Genomic DNA, 18773 nt, shown 5'->3' with positions numbered 1-18773 from the left:
TCCAAAGCCGTACACCCATAGGCTAAGCCGCCCCTTCCGCCAAGCATCAAGAAAGCCACCTTCGGGTGGTTTTTTCTTTGGAACTTCCCGTAATATCTTGGTAGTTAAGAAACAAAAAATCAAACCAATCAAAAGATGGAGAAAAAATGATCTATGCAATTATGTTGATGGATAAGCCTGGTACAGCAGATTTACGAATTCAGATTCGCCCAGAGCACCGCGCTTATTTGGCTCAACTTTCAGATCGCATGGCTTTTGCAGGGCCACTCACATCGGAAGATGGCAAGACTACCCTCGGCAGTTTGATTGCAATTGACTTTCCTAGTCGCGCAGATGTCGATGCATGGCTAAAAGATGAGCCTTACACTAAGGCTGGTGTTTATGAGAAGCCTATCGTTCACGTCTTCAATAATATGTGGGAACAAAAAGCAGGTTTTCCACCTGCGAAATAAATCAGCTTTCAAGGAATAAAAAAGCCGCTTAATAGCGGCTTTTGATTTAGTAGCAAAACAGTTTTTATAGCGGCTTGATTTGCAGCTTTCTAAATTTAATAAGACCGCCAGCTGATTGCAAGGCGATAGGGCCTTCTGTAAATTTACTATCCTGGCCATTGGCTACCGTAACAACGCCGTTCATCATGACTTTAAAGTTGGAACCGTTGGCAGTAATCTCCATGGTGTTCCAACGCCCGCCAGCCTTAGGGACTGGATCTACCTTGGCGATATCCACAATTGCACCAGTTGCATAAGCTTGCTCAGGGCGCGTATCCCAAATATTGATTTCATAAGAATTGGCTGCGGAAACTTTATTAGGGTCTTGGCAGCGGATAAAAATACCGCTATTCGTATTGGACTCAGCATAAAACTCTGCCTTGATGACAAAGTTCTTGTAAGACTTAGTGCTGACTAAAAACCCTGAAGGTTTGTTGCCTTCCACAATGCCATTACCAATCACCCAGCTTGCGTTACCTACGATGTTCCATCCATTCAAACTCACACCGTCAATCAGGTCGGTAAAGCCATCGGAATTTTGAGCTTGTGCTATGCCCCCTATGGAAAGGGTAGCAAGACAAAAAAGTGCTGCGGTCAGTTTTTTAAGGAATGTGTTCATCTGGTCTCCATGGGGGTATATTTATTACTCTGTGTTAATTTCATTGTTACTGATATTGCCCCATAAAGACAAGTAGATGTTTTACCTCCAAAACCCTCGAATCAAAAAATGGTTCCTCCTAATGGCTGGGATTTTATTAACTATGGCGGCTGTTTTTTGGTTGGGAAGCCATCTCTTATTGCCGGGATTCATTAAAAAGTCTTTGGCTCAATACAGCCACAACATTGGTTATGAAATTACATACAAGGACCTTAGTCTGTCTCCATTGCGCCTTAAAGTAGAGCTGGACGGTCTACATCTAGCAAAGGAGGGTAGCTCTAAATTATTGGAATTTAAGAAACTAGTCATTACCCTCAAGTGGACAAAACTGGTTCTCGGTGAGCTGGGCTTTGATGAGATCTTGCTTGAAGAGCCTAAGGTATTGGTCGAGAAGAGATTGCCTAAGGGCGTGCACTCGGGGGTATGGAATTGGCAGGAGTTGATTGTTGCTATTGAAAAAGCATTACCTCCTTCAGATCCCAATGTATCTAAAAAGCCCCTCAAAATCTCGATCGATGAATTGCTAGTCAGTTCCGCATCATTAAATTTAGTTGACGACACTACCAAGCTAAAAGAAGAGCTCAAGCCGTTTACGATGAAGTTGCTTGATGTTGCCAACTACGACAAGCAAGGAGTGGTCATGGGTGTTCGAGGCCAATACGACTTTAATCTTGGCGCTTTGCAGGTTTCAATACCTGGCATGAATAAAACAATCGCTTATCAGCGCGTTACTATTGCCGGTGGATTGGATAACCCTCAAGCAGGTAAGTTGGGCGTGCAATTGGATGTGAAATTGGATGATGGTGTTGTGCGCTCACATTGGGACTTCAATACAGATTCAAAATCAGTCGATGGCAAAGTGGAGATTCAGGGTTTGGCTATGGCGCCCATCATTCCTTTGCTGCCCGCAAATAAAGAGCTGATAAGTAAGAGTGGTGCAATGAATGCAGAGCTCGCTGTAAAGTTTGGTGGCGGCTCTGATATGGTGAGTGGCGACATTCATATATCGGATTTATCAATCCAAGAGAAGGATCAACAATACCCCTTGCTGGTTTGGAAGATGGCTGATATTCGTCAGTTTGAGTACAAATCAGTCAAATCCAAACAAGTGGCCAGCAACAGCCTTGTAATTGATGAGTTAGTAATTGATTCGCCAACCCTTCAATTTGAAATCAATAAAGAAGGCTTCTCCAATTTCAGAAGATTATTTGCTAAGCCAACAACAGACTCTAAGTCTGAGCCTGCAAGTCAGGCTAAATCCGACACTCCTGCCGCATTCAATTTGGATATTCGATCTATCAATCTAAAGGGTGGTGAAGTGTTCTTTGCTGATTTAGCAATGCGCCCCAATTTCAATGTGGATGTGAAAAGATTCAATGCCACACTCTTAGGGGTGAGTAATGCTCCGGGACGCTATGCCAGTGTGGCGATGGATGGCGTTGTTGCTGGCACTGGAAGTATGCGCGCCAAAGGGCAAGCATCCTTTGATGATCCGCGGCGCAACCATGACATCCTGATGACTTTCCGTAATTTACCCCTAACCGCATTTAATCCTGCAGTGATGACATTTGCCGGATATCAGATAGCTAGTGGTCGACTCAATCTAAATCTAAATTACAAAGCCAAAGATGGCGAGCTCAATGGAAGTAATCAGATCATTATCAAGAAGGTGGTGTTGGGTGACGAAGTGCCTGACTTTGCCGGTAAAAAATTACCACTCGGCTTAGCAATCGCCTTGCTTGAGGATTCTGATGACACGATTGATGTAACAGTGCGCATTGCCGGCAATGTGGATTCTCCAGAATTTAGTGCCAGTGGATTGGTGTGGCAGGCTATTAGCAATGTTCTAACCAATGTAGCAACAGCACCCTTTAGAGCGCTTGCATCTATTTTGGGAATGGGTGGCGATGAAGGGGTAAATGCTGTCCCAGGCGAAGCAGTGTTTCTCGTAGCAGATCAAGATCGTCTGGAAAAGTTTGGAGAGTTTCTAGTGAAGCGCCCCAACTCTAGTCTGGAGGTCATCGGCACTTATGATCCGGTACAGGATAAAAAAGCACTCGCCCGAGCAAAAGCAGACTCCGCTATTTTGAAAGATGCTGGTTTTAAGTTAATGCCGGGTGAGCCAGTTCCAGCCCCAAGCCTCTCTGATCCTAGAATTCAGTCTGGTCTAAAGGGGGCATATGCCCAATACATTGGACGCATTAAGTTGGGGCAGCGACTGTTAACTCTGCCGGATGGCGAGCGGCGTAACGAGCAATTGCATGATGAGTTAATTGCTGGGATCGAAATCACCGATGGCGAGCTCAAGGATTTGGCGAAAAATAGAGCCAAACTCGCCTACAAATATATGGTCAAAGGAAACCCCGACTTGAAGGATCGCATTCAAATTGGCGAAATAAAGACCGTAGAGGCTGGAAAAGAGGGGATTCCACTCGATGTTGAGATCAGAATCAAGTAGACTTGAGGCCATGAATTCAACAAAAATGCGCATACTCCCTATTGCCACACTATTGACTATTCTTGGTCTTACTGGCTGTGGGTCTATTGAATCTGCCGCCCAAGACGATTGCACTTCAATCGGCTGGCAAATTGGCAGCAAAGGCTATCAGGACTGCTACAAGGCTAGACTGTATGAACGCAAGTTGGACTACTCTCTCCCTCCAGGCGACAGACCATCTCCATCCCTGCTGTAATAGGGTAAACCCTGAATACAAGTCCTTGAGCGGCGTCAAGGACTTAGGGTGGTAAATACCCCAAAATTAAGTGTTATTTTGCGTATCTATGGCTAGCTAAGTATTTGGCTTGGTTGGATTTTTGATGGGCAAAATTGGAAAAAATGCTCTGCATTAGTGCATTGCAAAAATAGCATTAAATACAAAAATTAGAGACTACAAAATATGAATCATCCAAAGCCTTCTGGAGAAGTCAAAGCGGTTGCTGTTGCAACAGCAGATGATTTGAGGGAAACCATTCGCCGTAAAAGTAAATTGAAGGGTCGTCAAGCGGATGATGCTTCTCTTGCTGAAGTGCGTAAGCTCATCGGAGATGCTCCGCATCGTCGCGATTTACTGATTGAAAATCTTCACAAGCTAAATGATGAATACCGTGCTTTGCATGATCGTCATTTAGTTGCATTAGCAAAAGAAATGAATCTGCCAATGGCAGAGGTATATGAAGTTGCCACTTTCTATCATCACTTTGAAGTAGTGCGTGGTAACGATCCGGTAGCAGATATTCTGATTCGTGTTTGCGATGGTATTGCCTGTGAGTTGGCTGGCGCGCAAAATCTATTGGCTAAATTACCAGCGATCTTAGGTAATCCAAACATCAAAGTCGCTGCAGCTCCTTGTGTGGGACGTTGCGAGCAAGCTCCAGTAGCCGTAGTGCATCAGTACCCAGTTTTATTTGCTACCTTGGATAAAGTATCGGCTGCTGTAAAAAATAAGTTAACCACTCAGCCAATGGCTAAGGATGATGCTGTCTTTGATCCTGCTGCCTTAGCAGAGCAGGGCGTTTCACCACAAGGTGAGATGCAAGCAGTGTCTCCTGATTACGTTGGCTACGAGTCTTACCGTGCCCAAGGTGGTTACGCTTTAGCTAAAGAGATTTGCGAAGGCAAGAAAGATGCTGAGAGCATCATTAAGGCAATGGAAAGCTCAGGCTTGCGTGGCTTAGGTGGTGCAGGCTTCCCAGCAGGACGCAAATGGCGCATTGTTAAAGATCAAGTAGCTCCCAAGTTAATGGCAGTGAACATCGACGAAGGTGAGCCAGGAACATTTAAAGACCGCACATATTTAGAGCGCGATCCACATCGCTTCTTAGAGGGCCTGTTAATTGCAGCAAGCGTAGTTGGAATTGATGCTTGTTATATCTATTTGCGTGATGAGTATCACGGCTGCCGTGAATTGCTCGAAGCGGAGTTGGCAAAGCTCAAGGCTAACCCGCCATTTAAGTTGCCGAATATCGAATTACGTCGTGGCGCAGGCGCATACATCTGCGGTGAAGAATCCGCGATGATCGAAAGTATTGAGGGCAAGCGTGGTGAGCCGCGTATGCGTCCTCCATATATCGCTCAAGTCGGATTGTTTGGGCGCCCAACCTTAGAGCATAACTTTGAGACCCTCTACTGGGTGCGCGATATTGTTCAGCGCGGGCCTGAGTGGTTTAGTTCTTTCGGCCGTCATGATCGTAAAGGCTTACGTAGCTTTAGCGTCAGCGGACGTGTGAATAAGCCGGGCGTGAAGTTGGCGCCAGCAGGTATCACCATTCAAGAATTGATTGATGAGTATTGTGGCGGCATGCAAGATGGTCACAAGTTCTATGGTTATTTGCCTGGTGGTGCATCAGGCGGTATCTTGCCGGCGACTATGAATGACATTCCGCTCGACTTTGATACCTTGCAGCCATACGGATGCTTTATTGGTTCCGCTGCTGTCATGGTGTTTAGTGACAAAGACAAAGCCCGCGATATGGCATTGAACGTAATGCATTTCTTTGAGCATGAGAGCTGCGGTCAATGTACGCCTTGCCGAGTGGGTACAGGTAAAGCCGCTAAGTTGATGCAAGCTAAATCTTGGGATCAAGAGACTTTAGAGGACTTAGCCACGGTGATGGTTGACGCTTCTATTTGCGGTCTTGGCCAAGCGGCACCAAACCCTATTCGTTGTATTCATAAATATTTCCCTGAAGAAGTTCAATAAGGAAGTACCTTAATAAAAATTCAGGGAATAACGAGACAAACATGAACGCACCCACAAATCCAAAAGAACTCGAATTACAAACCGTTGAGTTCAAGCTAGATGGCCAAACTATCGTTTCTTATGAAGGTGAAACGATTCTCAAGGCTGCCAAACGCCACGGTATTGATATTCCGCACCTGTGCTTTAAAGATGGCTATCGTCCAGATGGCAACTGCCGTGCATGCGTAGTAGAAATTAATGGTGAGCGTACCTTAGCACCGAGCTGCTGCAGAAGCGCAACGCCTGGTATGGAAGTGAAGGCCAATAGCGAACGCGCAATCAAGAGCCAGAAATTGGTTCTGGAGATGTTGTTGTCAGACATGCCAGATGAAGGATTTAAGTGGGTTGGAGACAGTAAGGAAGAAGAGCAAAAAAATCAACATGGCGAACTCAGCACCTGGGCAGCACGCATGGATGTCACAGTTCGACCAGAGCTCAAAGCATTAAGACGTGAGAAGGTAAGTAGCGACGTTTCACATCCAGCGATGGCTGTGAACTTGGATGCCTGTATTCAATGTAACCGTTGTGTACGTGCTTGCCGTGAAGAGCAAGTCAATGATGTGATCGGTTACGCCATGCGTGGCGGTCATAGCGAGATCGTATTTGATTTGAATGATCCGATGGGTGACAGCACTTGCGTTGCTTGTGGTGAGTGTGTTCAAGCTTGCCCAACTGGCGCCTTGATGCCAAAAGGCTTGATTGGTTCACAAACGGTCGATCGCAAGGTGGATTCTGTTTGCCCATTCTGTGGTGTTGGTTGCCAAATTACATACAACGTCAAAGACGAAAAAATTGTGAGCGTTGAAGGTCGTGATGGCCCAGCCAATCACAATCGCCTTTGCGTTAAAGGCCGCTTTGGTATGGATTACATTCATAACCCACAGCGCTTAACCAAACCATTGATTCGTAAAGCAGGTGTTCCTAAGGATGAATCCATCCTGGAAGGTAAACAAGATTGGTCCGATATCTTCCGTGAAGCTTCATGGGAAGAGGCTTTGGAGTTTGCTGCCGGCGGACTGAAGAAGTTAAAAGATCAACATGGCTTAAAAGTATTGGCTGGCTTTGGCTCTGCAAAAGGCAGTAACGAAGAAGCTTATCTATTCCAAAAATTGGTTCGCACTGGTTTTGGTAGTAATAACGTAGACCATTGCACACGTCTTTGCCATGCCTCATCAGTAGCAGCGCTTCTCGAAGGTGTTGGCTCTGGTGCGGTAAGTAACCAGGTGAACGATGTTGAGCATTCCAGCTTGATTTTCTTAATTGGCTCTAATCCAACTGCAAACCATCCTGTAGCAGCAACTTGGTTTAAGAATGCTGCTAAGCGTGGTGCCAAAATCGTCTTATGCGACCCGCGCGCAACCGAGATTAGCAAGCATGCATGGCGCACCATGCAGTTCAAGCCAGACACTGATGTGGCGATGCTCAATGCCATGATCTACACGATTATTGAAGAAGGCTTGGTTGATAAAGATTTTATTCAAAATCGCTCGAACAACTTTGAAGCCTTAAAAGAAAATATTAAAGGCTATAGCCCTGAAGCAATGGCACCAATCTGCGGTATTCCTGCAGAAACCTTGCGTGAAGTGGCTAGAGAGTTTGCCACTACGAAGTCTGCAATGATTTTGTGGGGTATGGGCGTTAGCCAACACGTGCACGGCACCGATAATGCGCGCTGCTTAATTGCTTTAGTGAGCATCACAGGTCAGATTGGTAAGCCAGGCTCTGGATTGCATCCATTGCGTGGTCAGAACAACGTACAGGGTGCTAGTGATGCTGGTTTGATTCCAATGATGTTCCCGAACTATCAGCGCGTTGACAATCCAGAAGCGCATGCTTGGTTTGAGAAGTTCTGGGATACGCCGCTAGATAAAAAGCCTGGCTATACCGTTGTCGAGATCATGCATAAGATCACTGCACCTGACTCTGATCCAGACAAGATTCGTGGCATGTATGTCGAAGGTGAAAACCCAGCGATGAGTGATCCTGATTTGAATCATGCACGTCATGCTTTGGCAGCCTTAGAACACCTGGTAGTGCAAGACATCTTCATGACTGAAACAGCATTACTTGCTGACGTCGTCTTGCCAGCTAGTGCATGGCCTGAAAAAGCGGGTACTGCTAGCAATACTGACCGTATGGTCCAAATGGGTAAGAAAGCAATTAATCCTCCAGGCGATGCAAAGCCTGATTTATGGATTATTCAAGAGATAGCTAAAGGCATGGGTCTCTCCTGGAATTACCAAGGTCCGGATGCAGGTGTTGCAGAAGTCTATGACGAAATGCGTCAAGCAATGCATGGCGCTATCAACGGCATTACCTGGGATCGCTTAGAAAAAGAATCTAGCGTTACTTATCCATGCTTATCTGCTGAAGATCCAGGTCGTCCAATTGTGTTTAATGACAAGTTTGATACCAAAGATGGCAGGGTGAAGTTGGTACCGGCCGATATCATTCCAGCTAATGAGCGCCCAGATACTGAATACCCATTCGTGTTGATCACTGGTCGTCAGTTAGAGCATTGGCATACCGGCAGTATGACGCGTCGTGCCACTGTGCTGGATGCGATTGAGCCTATGGCTACCGTATCGATGAATGGTGAAGATATGACCCAGTTGGGTGTGACTGCTGGTGATGTCATTACTGTTCAGTCTCGTCGTGGCGAGGTTGGTATTCACGTGAGAAGGGATGATGGCACACCGAGAGGGGTGATCTTTATTCCGTTTGCCTACTATGAGGCTGCGGCTAACTTGATCACCAATTCAGCGTTAGATCCATTTGGCAAGATTCCGGAGTTTAAGTATTGCGCTGTGAAGCTCGCCAAAGGTGGAGAAGCATCCAAGATCATGGGCTATGGCACGAATGCCCCAGGTGGATCCAAGGTAATGTCTAACGTCTAACGGCTAACTACGGTTCTGCCAAATGACAAAAGGGCTCCCAAAAGGAGCCTTTTTGTATTTAGACCCCACTTTCTTAGTTACTACTTTTGTAGTAAAATTGAAAAAAGGGGGCCAAAATGGGTATGCCAGTAAGAATTGATGATGATCTATATGAAATGGCCAAGGTTGAGGCCAAGGTAGAGCATCGAACTATTGCTGGGCAAATCGAGTTTTGGGCAAAAGTGGGTAGGGCAGCAATTGATAACCCAGACTTGCCGGTTGCGTTCATTATGGAATCGCTTGCCTCATTGGCTGAGCCTAGGGAGCAATCAACCCCATTTATCCCTCGTACCAGGAAGCTTTAATGGCGTATGACGTTTCTCAAACACGTCGATTCCTAAGACAATACAAAAAATTAAATGACAAAACCGCTAAGGATGTTGATGACGCTGTAGTCCAGGTGGCTAAAAAACCCATGATTGGGGAAAAAAAGAAGGGCGACTTGTCTGAATTATGGGTATTTAAGTTTAGAAGCAGCAATCAGCTTTATTTACTTGGGTATTCAATAGATGACGGTCTAAGGCTAATTTACTTGGAGTCCATAGGCTCCCACGAAAACTTCTACCGAGACATTAAGAGATAAATAAGCGAATATCTCTGACGACCTTTAGAATGATCCTTCTATGGCCAGTTCTAAACCCTCCGCAAACACCGCTGCAAAAGCTGAACTTCCTGTCCTCATTATTGGGGCCGGATTAGCTGGCTTAACCGTTGCCCTCCATATGGCTGAATCTCAGCCAGTGATTTTGATGGCTAAACGGGGCTTAGGTGAAGCTGCTACAGCTTGGGCCCAGGGCGGCATTGTTGGCGTTGTCGACAAAGAGCATGACAGTATTGATTCACATGTAGCTGATACCTTAGACGCAGGTGCAGGGCTGGTAGTGGAGTCAACTGCACGTTACATAGCTGAAGAAAGTGCTGATGCAATTCGTTGGTTGGTAGAGCAGGGCGTTCCATTCACCGAAGATAAATTTGGACCTATGGGTTTGCATTTAACGCGTGAAGGTGGACACAGTCACCGCCGTATTGCTCATGCAGCTGATGCCACTGGCAAAGCCATTCATGAAGTGCTGCTTGATAAAGCAAGAGCCCATAAAAATATTCAGATCTTGGAGCATTGGATTGCACTCGATCTCATTACTAACCGTCAGCTAGATACCAAGACGCAACGAACTAAACCTAATCGTTGCTATGGTGTGTATGCACTCGACATTAAAAATAATCGTGTGGAAACCATTGAAGCAAAGTCAGTGGTATTGGCTACTGGCGGCGTTGGTAAGGTTTACAGATACACCAGCAATCCTGATACCGCTACAGGCGATGGTATCGCCATGGCTTGGCGTGCAGGTTGCCGTGTAGGCAATATGGAATTTATTCAGTTTCATCCTACGTGTTTGTATCACCCGAGCGATCGCACCTTCCTGATTACAGAAGCTATTCGCGGTGAGGGTGGTTTGCTGAAGTTGCCTGATGGCACGCGCTTTATGCCTGAGCATGATGACCGCAATGAATTAGCTCCACGTGACATTGTTGCTAGAGCTATCGACTTTGAAATGAAGAAGCACGGCTTGGACTATGTCCACCTAGATGCTACACATTTAGGTGAAGCATTTATTAAAGAACATTTCCCGATGATCTATGCGCGATGCATGAGTCTCGGTTTAGATATCACCAAAGAGCCTATTCCGGTGGTGCCTGCTGCGCATTACACTTGTGGAGGAGTAGTCACAGACCTCAAAGGACGCACAGACTTACCAGGACTGTATGCAGTTGGTGAGGCTACTTATACCGGATTACACGGTGCTAATCGCTTAGCTAGTAACTCCTTATTAGAATGCGTAGTCATTGGTAAGGCAGCAGCAGAAGACATCTCCAATCTCAAGGCCCCAGTGATGCCTACTCTTCCTTTATGGGATGAGAGCCAGGTTGAAGATGCCGATGAACAAGTCGTTATTGCTCATAACTGGGATGAGCTACGCTCTTTGATGTGGAACTATGTTGGCATTGTGAGAACCAATCGCCGGCTTGAGCGGGCCCTACATCGCATTAAGCTGTTGCGCTATGAGGTGCAAGAGTATTACGCCAACTTCAAAGTAACGCGCGATCTCATCGAGCTCAGAAACCTCTTGGAGTGCGCAGAGCTCATTGTGCGCTCAGCCTTAATGCGTAGGGAAAGCCGTGGACTGCATTACAGCCGTGACTACCCCGGTACTTGGGCGGTTTCCTATCCGACCATCTTGACTCCTCAAGCCGAGGGCTCTGAGAGCGATTCAGCCACTTAAAGGCCGATTTCAAACCCTTAAAACAGGGTTTTTTGATGATAAGCTAGCCATATCTTAAGAGGAATTTCATGGCCAGCTTTAAAGAAGAAGTCAGCGAACATATCTCTGCCGTTTATCAAACGGCAGTAGATGAAATCAAGAATTGGTTTAGCGCTTTAAGAGAAGTCTGGCCACTTGTTTTCCTATTAATTCTTGCCTTATCTATCCTGGTTTGGTATGCAAAGCCTGCGCCACCGAACAAAGTATTAATGGCAACCGGTACCGGTGGCTCCTACAAAGTCTTGGGTGAAAAATATAAGACCTATTTTGAGAAAAAGGGAATTAAGCTCGAACTGGTGGAGACCCATGGCTCTAAAGAAAATCTACAGCATTTAATTGATCGCAAGGATCCAATTCAAGCGGCCCTTGTTCAGGGTGGAATGATTGCAGTAGACAATCTCTCTGGTGTGGAATCCCTTGGCAGTGTTGACTATGAGCCAGTATGGATGTTCTATCGCAAGAATGCATTCAATGAAAACATTCACGTATCTGATAGAGATATTGCCAAACTGAGAATAAATATTGGCCCTGTAGGAAGTGGAACGCGCACTCAGGCCCTGAATATTTTTAAACTCAATGGCCTGAATGGTGACGCCCCTAATTTACTCGGACTTGGCAATGCTGAAGGTGTTGATGCCTTAGTGCGGGGCGAAATCGATGCCGTTATTTTGGTTGATGGTTTTGATTCACCAAATGTGCAAAAGCTGATTAGAAATCCTGACATTAAATTGACTTCGTTTACGCGCGCAGATGCCTACACTCGGTTATTGCCTTATTTTGAGGAAGTAGCTGCACCCATGGGCGGTTTTGATCTTGGGAAAAATATACCGGATCACCCAATTCAATTGATTTCGACTACGACCAATCTTTTAATAGATAACCGACTGCATCCAGCTATTCAAGTCTTATTCCTTGAGGCAGCACGAGAAATTAATGGCCCTAAATCTTATTTCTCAAAAACCGGTGAGTTCCCTGTTTACATGAATACTGAGGCCCCATTAAGTGATGAGGCAAAGTTCTTCTATGAAAAAGGTACGCCGACTCTCATGAAGTATTTGCCATTTTGGTTAGCAGAGTTCTTAGAGCGTATGTTCTTCCTCTTGCTTCCTTTTGCCGCTTTTGCTTACCCAGTAATTAAGTCAATACCAACATACAGAACGAATTTGGCCAAGAAACAGATCAACTCCATTTATAAAGAGCTTGATAAGTTTGAAAAAAATACAATCGCAACCTTTGATCCGGACCGACGGGGTGAATATATCGAGGTACTCAATGAGATGGAGCGAAGAGTTTTGAGTTCAAAAGCATCTAAGTTTGCTACCGCTGATTGCTACAGCCTGAGAAGCAGTATCGAATTTATTCGCAATGCGCTCGAAAAGCAGGTTATTTATAAGGGCAGGGAGGGTTAGTGTGAAAAAACTTAACCCAGGATTCGCATCGAGAAATCAACTGCATGCACATCCTTGGTTAACTTACCAAGAGAGATGCGATCAACGCCGGTGCTTGCAATGGCGCGCATTTGATCAAGGTTGATGCCGCCAGAGGCTTCCAGCAAAGCGCGTCCAGCGGTAATGGCAACTGCTTGCTTCATTTGATCGGTATTGAAGTTATCAATCAAAATATTTTTTGCACCCGCAGCTAAAGCCTCTTCAAGTTCAGCAAAGTTTTCTACTTCAATCTGAATATCCACTCCAGCATTTAAAGCTTGCGCATTTTTTAGAGCGGCAGTCACGCTGCCGGCAGCAGCAATATGGTTCTCTTTAATCAGAATTCCATGCCAAAGGGCTAGACGTTGATTCTTGCCGCCGCCAACGAGCACCGCGTACTTCTGAGCCTGGCGCAACCCCGGAACAGTCTTACGTGTATCCAGTACAGCGCAGCCTTTTGGGTTGGGGCTAGCCCCTGCAATTGCATCAACGTGCTGACGTGTAATGCTGGCCGTCCAAGAAAGCGTTTGCAAGAAATTAATACAAGTACGCTCGGCAGAAAGTAGGGCTTGTGAGTCAGCCTCAATATCGCAAACCTTGGTATCGGGCATCATCATGTCGCCCTCAAAATAATGCCAAGTTACTTTTGCATTAGGGTCGAGCTTCTTGAGTGTGCCCTCAAACCAATCCACGCCGCAAAGTACAGCCTCCTGACGAACAATGAGTTGCGCTTTGACTAGTTTGCTAGGTACAAGCTTCGCAGTCCAATCGCCAGTGCCAATATCTTCCATGAGCGCATCATGAATATTGCGTTGGCGAGCTTGTTCTAAGGTTTCGTTATGGTCAAACATATATAAATATAAAAATTAAGCGGCGCCAATATTTTTTACAAAGCCATGCTGCGCTTTTGCTAAGAGGTCGGGATGATTTTTAGTGAAGTCGAGCATACGCTCTATACAGCCCAATGCTTGAGCGCGAATAGGTTCTTCGATGAAGATTTCGCCAGAAGCGTTTTCTAGGCAATTCAAAATTCCTTGTAAGCCATTCATGGCCATCCATGGGCAGTGCGCACAACTCTTGCAGGTTGCGCTATTACCAGCAGTAGGGGCTTCAATCAGTTTCTTGTTTGGTGCTAGCTGGCGCATGCGATGCAAGATGCCATTATCAGTTGCCACAATGTACTCAGTAGCAGTGCCTTCAACCACGGCCTTAATCATGGCGGAGGTAGAGCCCACAACGTCCGCAAGGTCAACAACAGCTTGCGGTGACTCTGGGTGAACCAAGATCATGGCGTTAGGATGAGCGGCCTTCAAAAGTTCAAGCTCCACAGCTTTAAATTCATCATGAACAATGCAGGCACCATTCCATAACAGCATGTCTGCACCAGTTTGTTCCTGAATGTAGCGACCTAAATGACGATCAGGTGCCCATAAAATCTTTTTGCCTTCAACTTTCAGTTGATGCACGATGGCTAATGCGCAAGAACTGGTTACCATCCAATCGGCTTGTGCTTTTACAGCTGCAGAAGTGTTTGCATAGACCACGACAACACGATCGGGATGTGCAGCTCTAAATGCAGCAAAGTCTGTAGCATCGCAACCTAAGTCTAAAGAGCAGGTAGCGTCGAGATCAGGCATAAAGACACGTTTTTCTGGGCTGAGAATCTTCGCAGACTCACCCATGAAGCGAACTCCAGCAACTATCAAATTCTTGGCAGAGTGATTCTTGCCAAAACGCGCCATCTCTAAAGAGTCGGCAACATAGCCGCCAGTCTCCATTGCCAAATCCTGTATGTCACCGTCCACATAGTAGTGAGCAACTAAAGCAGCATCCTTTTCAACTAATAATTGCTTGATACGGGCGATTACTGCAGTTTTTTCAGAGCCATGAAGCTGAGGGGGTGTCTTGGCCCAAGCCTGGGCTGTACAGGTGATGCCAGCAGAGTCTTGCTGGGGGTAATCAAAAGCAATTGGGGTGCTAACAGTTGAATTCATACGAAATCTTACTTGACCCTTAGTTTTATTGTTTAGATCTTAGAAAGGTAATTTTGCATCCGGCTTAGCAGCTAGCATTACCGCCTTAAACTCCGCCTGAATTCGTGCAATCGCCGCTTCACTATCAGCCTCAAAACGCATCACCACTACTGGAGTGGTATTAGATGGTCTAGCTAAGCCAAAGCCATCGGCATATTCCACGCGTACACCATCAATGGTGTTGATGGATTCCGCAGTCGGAAACTTGGCATTCGCTTTAATGGTTTCAAGTAAAGCAAATGGCTCGCCTTCAGCACAAGCTAATTGCAGTTCAGGGGTGCAAATCGCATTGGGCAAATCATTGAGTGTCTGATTTGGATCTTTTTCTTTTGACAGAATCTCCAGTAAGCGAGCACCTGTATAAAGACCATCATCAAAACCAAACCAACGGTCTTTAAAGAAGATGTGGCCTGACATCTCACCGGCTAATGGCGCACCAGTTTCCTTGAGCTTAGCTTTGACTAAAGAGTGGCCTGTTTTCCACATCAAGGGCTCACCGCCGTGTTTTTTCACATAGGTTGCTAGGTTTCGAGTGCATTTGACGTCATAAATAATCTGGCCACCAGGATTGCGTGAGAGTACATCTTTAGCAAAGAGCATCATTTGACGGTCTGGGAAAATTACCTGACCATCTTTAGTTACTACGCCTAAACGATCGGCGTCACCATCAAAGGCAAGGCCTAATTCATTATCGGTAGTTTGTAAGTTCTTAATAAGATCTTGCAAGTTCTCAATATGCGCAGGATCTGGATGGTGATTCGGAAAATGACCGTCGACTTCGCAAAAGAGTTCTTCTACTTCACAGCCAAGGGCTCTGAAGAGTTTGCCAGCAAAAGCACCGCCAACGCCGTTACCGCAATCCACCACAATCTTCATAGGACGGGCTAATTTCACATCACTCACAATGCGCTCTAAGTACATTGGGAAAATATCAAAGGTGCTTCTGGATCCTTGACCTGTAGCAAATTGCTTGGCTTCAATGCGCTTACGTAGTGCCTGAATTTGATCGCCATAAATTGCAGCGCCACCTAGAACCATCTTGAAGCCGTTGTAGTTAGGGGGGTTGTGGCTACCGGTAATCATGATCCCAGATTTTGGTTTCTTACCATCGAGCGTTTGATTGGCGCCAAAGTACACCATTGGTGTTGCAACCATTCCTAGATCAATCACATTGATGCCGGTAGACAGCAAACCTTCAGTCAAGGCTTCAATCAAACTGGGGCCTGATAAACGGCCATCGCGGCCGATCACAATTTCAGTTTCGCCGAGCTCACGCATCTCTGTACCAAATGCTTGACCAATCAGTTTGGCAATCGATGGATCTAGAGTCTCATCAATAATGCCGCGAATGTCATAAGCTTTGAAAATGGATGGAGAGAGTTGCATGAGTCTTCTTTCGATGTCTAGGCTGAAGCTAGAGCTAATAAAACTATTGATTAAATAAATTAATACGAGCGGCCGTTACTTCATCAATACCGGCATCTGCATGTACAGTGCCATCATTCTTTAAGGCGGCCTCAATCGGCTTGGCCAGTACTTTGCCAAGCTCAACACCAGGCTGATCAAAGCTGTTGATATTCCAAAGAGCGCCTAACGCAGCAGTACGATTCTCATACAGCGCCAAGAGTGCGCCTAGATAGAAGGCATTGAGCTTAGGCAGAATCAGTAGGTTGCTAGGACGTTTACCTGGATAGGTATTGTTCGGGTTGTCGGTCTTCTTGCCATTAGCCAATGCTTGAGCCTGCGCTAGGCAGTTTGACAACAGAATGCGGTGATGCGCCTTTGCCTCAGGCAAATTGCTCATGGGTTCGCGTACTGCGATGAAATCAATTGGGATGACTTCAGTACCTTGATGCAATAACTGAAAGTAAGAATGTTGGGCATTGCTACCGGAGCTACCAAAGACTACCGGGCAGGAGAACTTGACTGGCTTGCCGTCACGATCGACGCTTTTACCATTGCTTTCCATATCCAGCTGTTGCAACCACTTCGGAAACCAATCCAATGCATCAGCGTAAGGAATAACGGCATACGATTTAACGTGATGTTTCTCTTGCTGATAGAGCAGGCTGAGCGCCATGATCACCGGAAGATTTTCTTCAAGAGGCGCAGACTTAAAGTGCCGATCCATTGCCTGGGCACCAGCTAAGAACTGCTTGAAAGTTTCAAAGCCATATTGCAGGGCAATCGGCAATCCGACTGCAGACCATACAGAGTAACGGCCTCCGACCCAATCCCAAAACGGATAAATATGGTCTTGATCAATGCCAAATGCTTCGGCGGCAGGAATGTTTGCTGTGACAGCAAAGAGGGATTTGCTAACTTGAGTATCAGAAAGACCATTATTTTTAAGCCACTTCACTACGGCTTGGGCATTCATAGTGGTCTCAAGGGTTGTGAAGGACTTGGAGACAATAATGACCTTGGTGCTATGGGGCAAAGCACGTTGCAGAATGCGATTTAAATCTGCAGTATCGATATTGGCCAAGAAATGCATGCGCATGCCGCGACTCTCAATATCGGGAACATGGGCTAAAGCCTCAATGGCGAGGCGTGGACCAAAGTCTGAGCCGCCAATACCAATATGAATGACATCCGTTACACCAACCCATTTATTGCACAGAGCCTCAATACGATGCCAAACTTGTGCAACGTCTGGCATGACATCTTTGCCGTCGACTAAAACCGGAGATTTGTCGAGGTTACGTAGGGCGGAATGCAGAGCGGGGCGATTCTCAGAGTTATTCACCGGCTTGCCAGCAAATAGGTCGGCAATGAACTGCTCTAAATGAGCATCTTTAGCTTGTTTGAAGAGGGATTTCCAGCTGGCAGCGTCAATGCCTTGATAAGCGCTATCTAAAACGATATCTTGGGCGCTAAATAGGGTTTTCAGATGGGCTGCAGCTGGTTTAGAAGACATTGATAGATTTTATCAAGAAGTGTCCCAAAACCCACTAAAACACTGAAAATGTTACGATTTCAGGATGCAAATAACAAAAATTCAAGGCTTGGGTAGATAAATGGATCAAGTCGACTGTGTTGTCATCGGCGCTGGGGTGGTTGGCCTAGCCGTTGCTAGAGAAATGGCACTTCAGGGCAGAGAAACGATTTTGCTAGAGCGTGAAGCGTCTTTTGGCACGATTAGTAGTGCTCGCAATAGTGAAGTGATCCATGCTGGCATTTATTACCCCAAGGATTCGCTTAAAGCAAAGCTTTGTGTAGAGGGTAATCGTATGCTCTACGAATATTGCCGCACTCATCATGTTGCTACTCAGCCATACGGAAAGCTCATCGTTGCTGCTGATGCATCGCAAATAAATGACTTACAGGCTATTTTGTATAAAGCGCAGAATAATGGTGTGCCCGAGATCAAGATGATTTCTGGCGACGAAGCTAAATCATTAGAGCCGCAGTTGCAGTGCGTGGCAGCCATTCTGTCGTCTAGCACGGGCATAGTTGATAGCCATGGCTACATGCTTTCACTCTTAGGTGGCTTTGAAGATGCTGGCGGCATGGTGGCTTACCAATCACCGCTCATTAGCGCAAAGCCTATTGGTGAAAATGCAAAAGATGGATTTGAATTAGAAATCGGTGGCGCTGAAGGTATGAAGATTCAAACGAAGCTTCTGATTAATTGCGCCGGCATGAGCGCTCCAGCAGTGGCGCAAAAAATAGAATCTTTATCTAAAGATCAAATTCCGAAAGCATATTTTGCTAAAGGTAATTACTTTTCCCTTTCCGGAAAATCACCCTTTAATCATCTGATTTATCCCATCCCCGAACCTGGTGGATTGGGTGTGCATCTCACTTTAGACATGGGTGGACAAGCCAAATTTGGTCCTGATGTGGAGTGGCTGGATATTGACCAAGAAGAGCAGATTGATTACACGGTCAACCCCAAAAGAGGCGAGGGCTTCTATGAGGCCGTGAGGCGCTATTGGCCAGGGCTAAAGGACAACGCTTTGCAGCCAGATTACTCAGGGGTGAGGGCTAAAATCGTCCCGCCCAACACTCCCGCAGGCGACTTCTGCTTCAACACTCCCCAAGACCATGGCCTACAGGGTCTCTTTAATCTATATGGCTTTGAGTCCCCAGGATTAACCTCTAGCCTAGCGATTGCTAAGCATTTGGAAGGGCAAATCAAAAGTTCTCTATAATCTGGGGCTTG

At 46.0% G+C, this 18773-nt stretch carries 15 protein-coding genes; 10 read left to right on the top strand and 5 right to left on the bottom strand.

Going from position 1 to position 18773, the window contains the following annotated elements; translation table 11 throughout:
• Positions 1–146 precede the first annotated feature (146 nt).
• On the top strand, positions 147–452 hold the full coding sequence (locus AOC21_RS05575; protein WP_215391046.1) for a YciI family protein: 306 nt from the start codon (positions 147–149) through the stop codon (positions 450–452).
• 64 nt (positions 453–516) lie between these two features.
• Here the strand turns inward: AOC21_RS05575 and AOC21_RS05570 are convergent, their stop codons facing one another.
• Entirely contained in the window at positions 517–1110 is a 594-nt protein-coding gene (locus AOC21_RS05570) for a DUF1080 domain-containing protein (RefSeq protein ID WP_215391045.1), read from the bottom strand.
• Positions 1111–1231: 121 nt separating this feature from the next.
• Here AOC21_RS05570 and AOC21_RS05565 point away from each other — a divergent pair, with 121 nt between their 5' ends.
• From AOC21_RS05565 to AOC21_RS05530, 8 genes are all read left to right on the top strand, one after another.
• Positions 1232–3607, top strand: a complete 2376-nt coding sequence (locus AOC21_RS05565) for a DUF748 domain-containing protein (protein ID WP_251371463.1) — start codon at positions 1232–1234, stop codon at positions 3605–3607.
• 10 nt (positions 3608–3617) lie between these two features.
• The gene (locus tag AOC21_RS05560; RefSeq protein ID WP_215391043.1) at positions 3618–3842 is read left to right on the top strand and encodes a hypothetical protein; all 225 of its coding nucleotides are present in this window, start codon (positions 3618–3620) and stop codon (positions 3840–3842) included.
• Between the two features lie 204 nt (positions 3843–4046).
• Positions 4047–5849 (top strand): NADH-ubiquinone oxidoreductase-F iron-sulfur binding region domain-containing protein, encoded by a 1803-nt coding sequence (locus AOC21_RS05555; RefSeq protein WP_215391042.1) that lies wholly within the window; start codon positions 4047–4049, stop codon positions 5847–5849.
• A gap of 41 nt (positions 5850–5890) precedes the next feature.
• Entirely contained in the window at positions 5891–8785 is a 2895-nt protein-coding gene (gene fdhF, locus AOC21_RS05550; protein WP_215391041.1) for a formate dehydrogenase subunit alpha, read from the top strand.
• A 116-nt stretch (positions 8786–8901) separates the two neighbouring features.
• Positions 8902–9129: a ParD-like family protein gene (locus AOC21_RS05545; protein WP_215357011.1), complete on the top strand. Its 228-nt coding sequence runs from the start codon at positions 8902–8904 to the stop codon at positions 9127–9129.
• Entirely contained in the window at positions 9129–9407 is a 279-nt protein-coding gene (locus AOC21_RS05540) for a type II toxin-antitoxin system RelE/ParE family toxin (RefSeq protein WP_215391040.1), read from the top strand. The genes AOC21_RS05545 and AOC21_RS05540 overlap by 1 nt, the downstream gene beginning before the upstream one ends.
• 40 nt (positions 9408–9447) lie before the next feature.
• Positions 9448–11106, top strand: coding sequence for an L-aspartate oxidase (nadB, locus tag AOC21_RS05535; RefSeq protein WP_215391039.1), 1659 nt, complete (start codon positions 9448–9450; stop codon positions 11104–11106).
• A gap of 68 nt (positions 11107–11174) precedes the next feature.
• The gene (locus tag AOC21_RS05530; protein ID WP_215391038.1) at positions 11175–12554 is read left to right on the top strand and encodes a TAXI family TRAP transporter solute-binding subunit; all 1380 of its coding nucleotides are present in this window, start codon (positions 11175–11177) and stop codon (positions 12552–12554) included.
• An 11-nt stretch (positions 12555–12565) separates the two neighbouring features.
• On the opposite strand, the gene nadC is transcribed toward AOC21_RS05530, so the two are convergent.
• Genes nadC through pgi form a run of 4 tightly spaced genes read right to left on the bottom strand, consistent with a single transcriptional unit; the run spans position 12566 to position 17525 of the window.
• Positions 12566–13423, bottom strand: coding sequence for a carboxylating nicotinate-nucleotide diphosphorylase (gene nadC / locus AOC21_RS05525; protein ID WP_215391037.1), 858 nt, complete (start codon positions 13421–13423; stop codon positions 12566–12568).
• Between the two features lie 15 nt (positions 13424–13438).
• The gene (nadA, locus tag AOC21_RS05520) at positions 13439–14566 is read right to left on the bottom strand and encodes a quinolinate synthase NadA (protein ID WP_215391036.1); all 1128 of its coding nucleotides are present in this window, start codon (positions 14564–14566) and stop codon (positions 13439–13441) included.
• Positions 14567–14605: 39 nt separating this feature from the next.
• A complete protein-coding gene (locus AOC21_RS05515; RefSeq protein ID WP_215391035.1) occupies positions 14606–15991 on the bottom strand; it encodes a phosphomannomutase/phosphoglucomutase in 1386 nt (461 codons plus the stop codon).
• A 43-nt stretch (positions 15992–16034) separates the two neighbouring features.
• Positions 16035–17525 carry a glucose-6-phosphate isomerase gene (pgi, locus tag AOC21_RS05510; RefSeq protein ID WP_215391034.1) on the bottom strand — a complete coding sequence of 497 codons (1491 nt, stop codon included), beginning with the start codon at positions 17523–17525 and terminating at the stop codon, positions 16035–16037.
• 100 nt (positions 17526–17625) lie between these two features.
• Here pgi and AOC21_RS05505 point away from each other — a divergent pair, with 100 nt between their 5' ends.
• Positions 17626–18762 carry an NAD(P)/FAD-dependent oxidoreductase gene (locus AOC21_RS05505; protein ID WP_215391033.1) on the top strand — a complete coding sequence of 379 codons (1137 nt, stop codon included), beginning with the start codon at positions 17626–17628 and terminating at the stop codon, positions 18760–18762.
• The last annotated feature ends 11 nt before the right edge of the window (positions 18763–18773 follow it).

The sequence above is a fragment of the Polynucleobacter sp. VK25 genome, from assembly GCF_018687355.1.
GTDB lineage: Bacteria > Pseudomonadota > Gammaproteobacteria > Burkholderiales > Burkholderiaceae > Polynucleobacter.
Note: the sequence above shows the minus strand (reverse complement) of the source record. Positions and strands in the feature narration are given on the sequence as shown.

Excerpts from the sequence above, each read along its gene's own strand:
- AOC21_RS05575 (WP_215391046.1), top strand. The coding sequence starts at position 147 with ATGATCTATGCAATTATGTTGATGGATAAGCCTGGTACAGCAGATTTA.
- AOC21_RS05570 (WP_215391045.1), bottom strand. The coding sequence starts at position 1,110 with ATGAACACATTCCTTAAAAAACTGACCGCAGCACTTTTTTGTCTTGCT.
- AOC21_RS05565 (WP_251371463.1), top strand. The coding sequence starts at position 1,232 with ATGGCTGGGATTTTATTAACTATGGCGGCTGTTTTTTGGTTGGGAAGC.
- AOC21_RS05560 (WP_215391043.1), top strand. The coding sequence starts at position 3,618 with ATGAATTCAACAAAAATGCGCATACTCCCTATTGCCACACTATTGACT.
- AOC21_RS05555 (WP_215391042.1), top strand. The coding sequence starts at position 4,047 with ATGAATCATCCAAAGCCTTCTGGAGAAGTCAAAGCGGTTGCTGTTGCA.
- fdhF (WP_215391041.1), top strand. The coding sequence starts at position 5,891 with ATGAACGCACCCACAAATCCAAAAGAACTCGAATTACAAACCGTTGAG.
- AOC21_RS05545 (WP_215357011.1), top strand. The coding sequence starts at position 8,902 with ATGGGTATGCCAGTAAGAATTGATGATGATCTATATGAAATGGCCAAG.
- AOC21_RS05540 (WP_215391040.1), top strand. The coding sequence starts at position 9,129 with ATGGCGTATGACGTTTCTCAAACACGTCGATTCCTAAGACAATACAAA.
- nadB (WP_215391039.1), top strand. The coding sequence starts at position 9,448 with ATGGCCAGTTCTAAACCCTCCGCAAACACCGCTGCAAAAGCTGAACTT.
- AOC21_RS05530 (WP_215391038.1), top strand. The coding sequence starts at position 11,175 with ATGGCCAGCTTTAAAGAAGAAGTCAGCGAACATATCTCTGCCGTTTAT.
- nadC (WP_215391037.1), bottom strand. The coding sequence starts at position 13,423 with ATGTTTGACCATAACGAAACCTTAGAACAAGCTCGCCAACGCAATATT.
- nadA (WP_215391036.1), bottom strand. The coding sequence starts at position 14,566 with ATGAATTCAACTGTTAGCACCCCAATTGCTTTTGATTACCCCCAGCAA.
- AOC21_RS05515 (WP_215391035.1), bottom strand. The coding sequence starts at position 15,991 with ATGCAACTCTCTCCATCCATTTTCAAAGCTTATGACATTCGCGGCATT.
- pgi (WP_215391034.1), bottom strand. The coding sequence starts at position 17,525 with ATGTCTTCTAAACCAGCTGCAGCCCATCTGAAAACCCTATTTAGCGCC.
- AOC21_RS05505 (WP_215391033.1), top strand. The coding sequence starts at position 17,626 with ATGGATCAAGTCGACTGTGTTGTCATCGGCGCTGGGGTGGTTGGCCTA.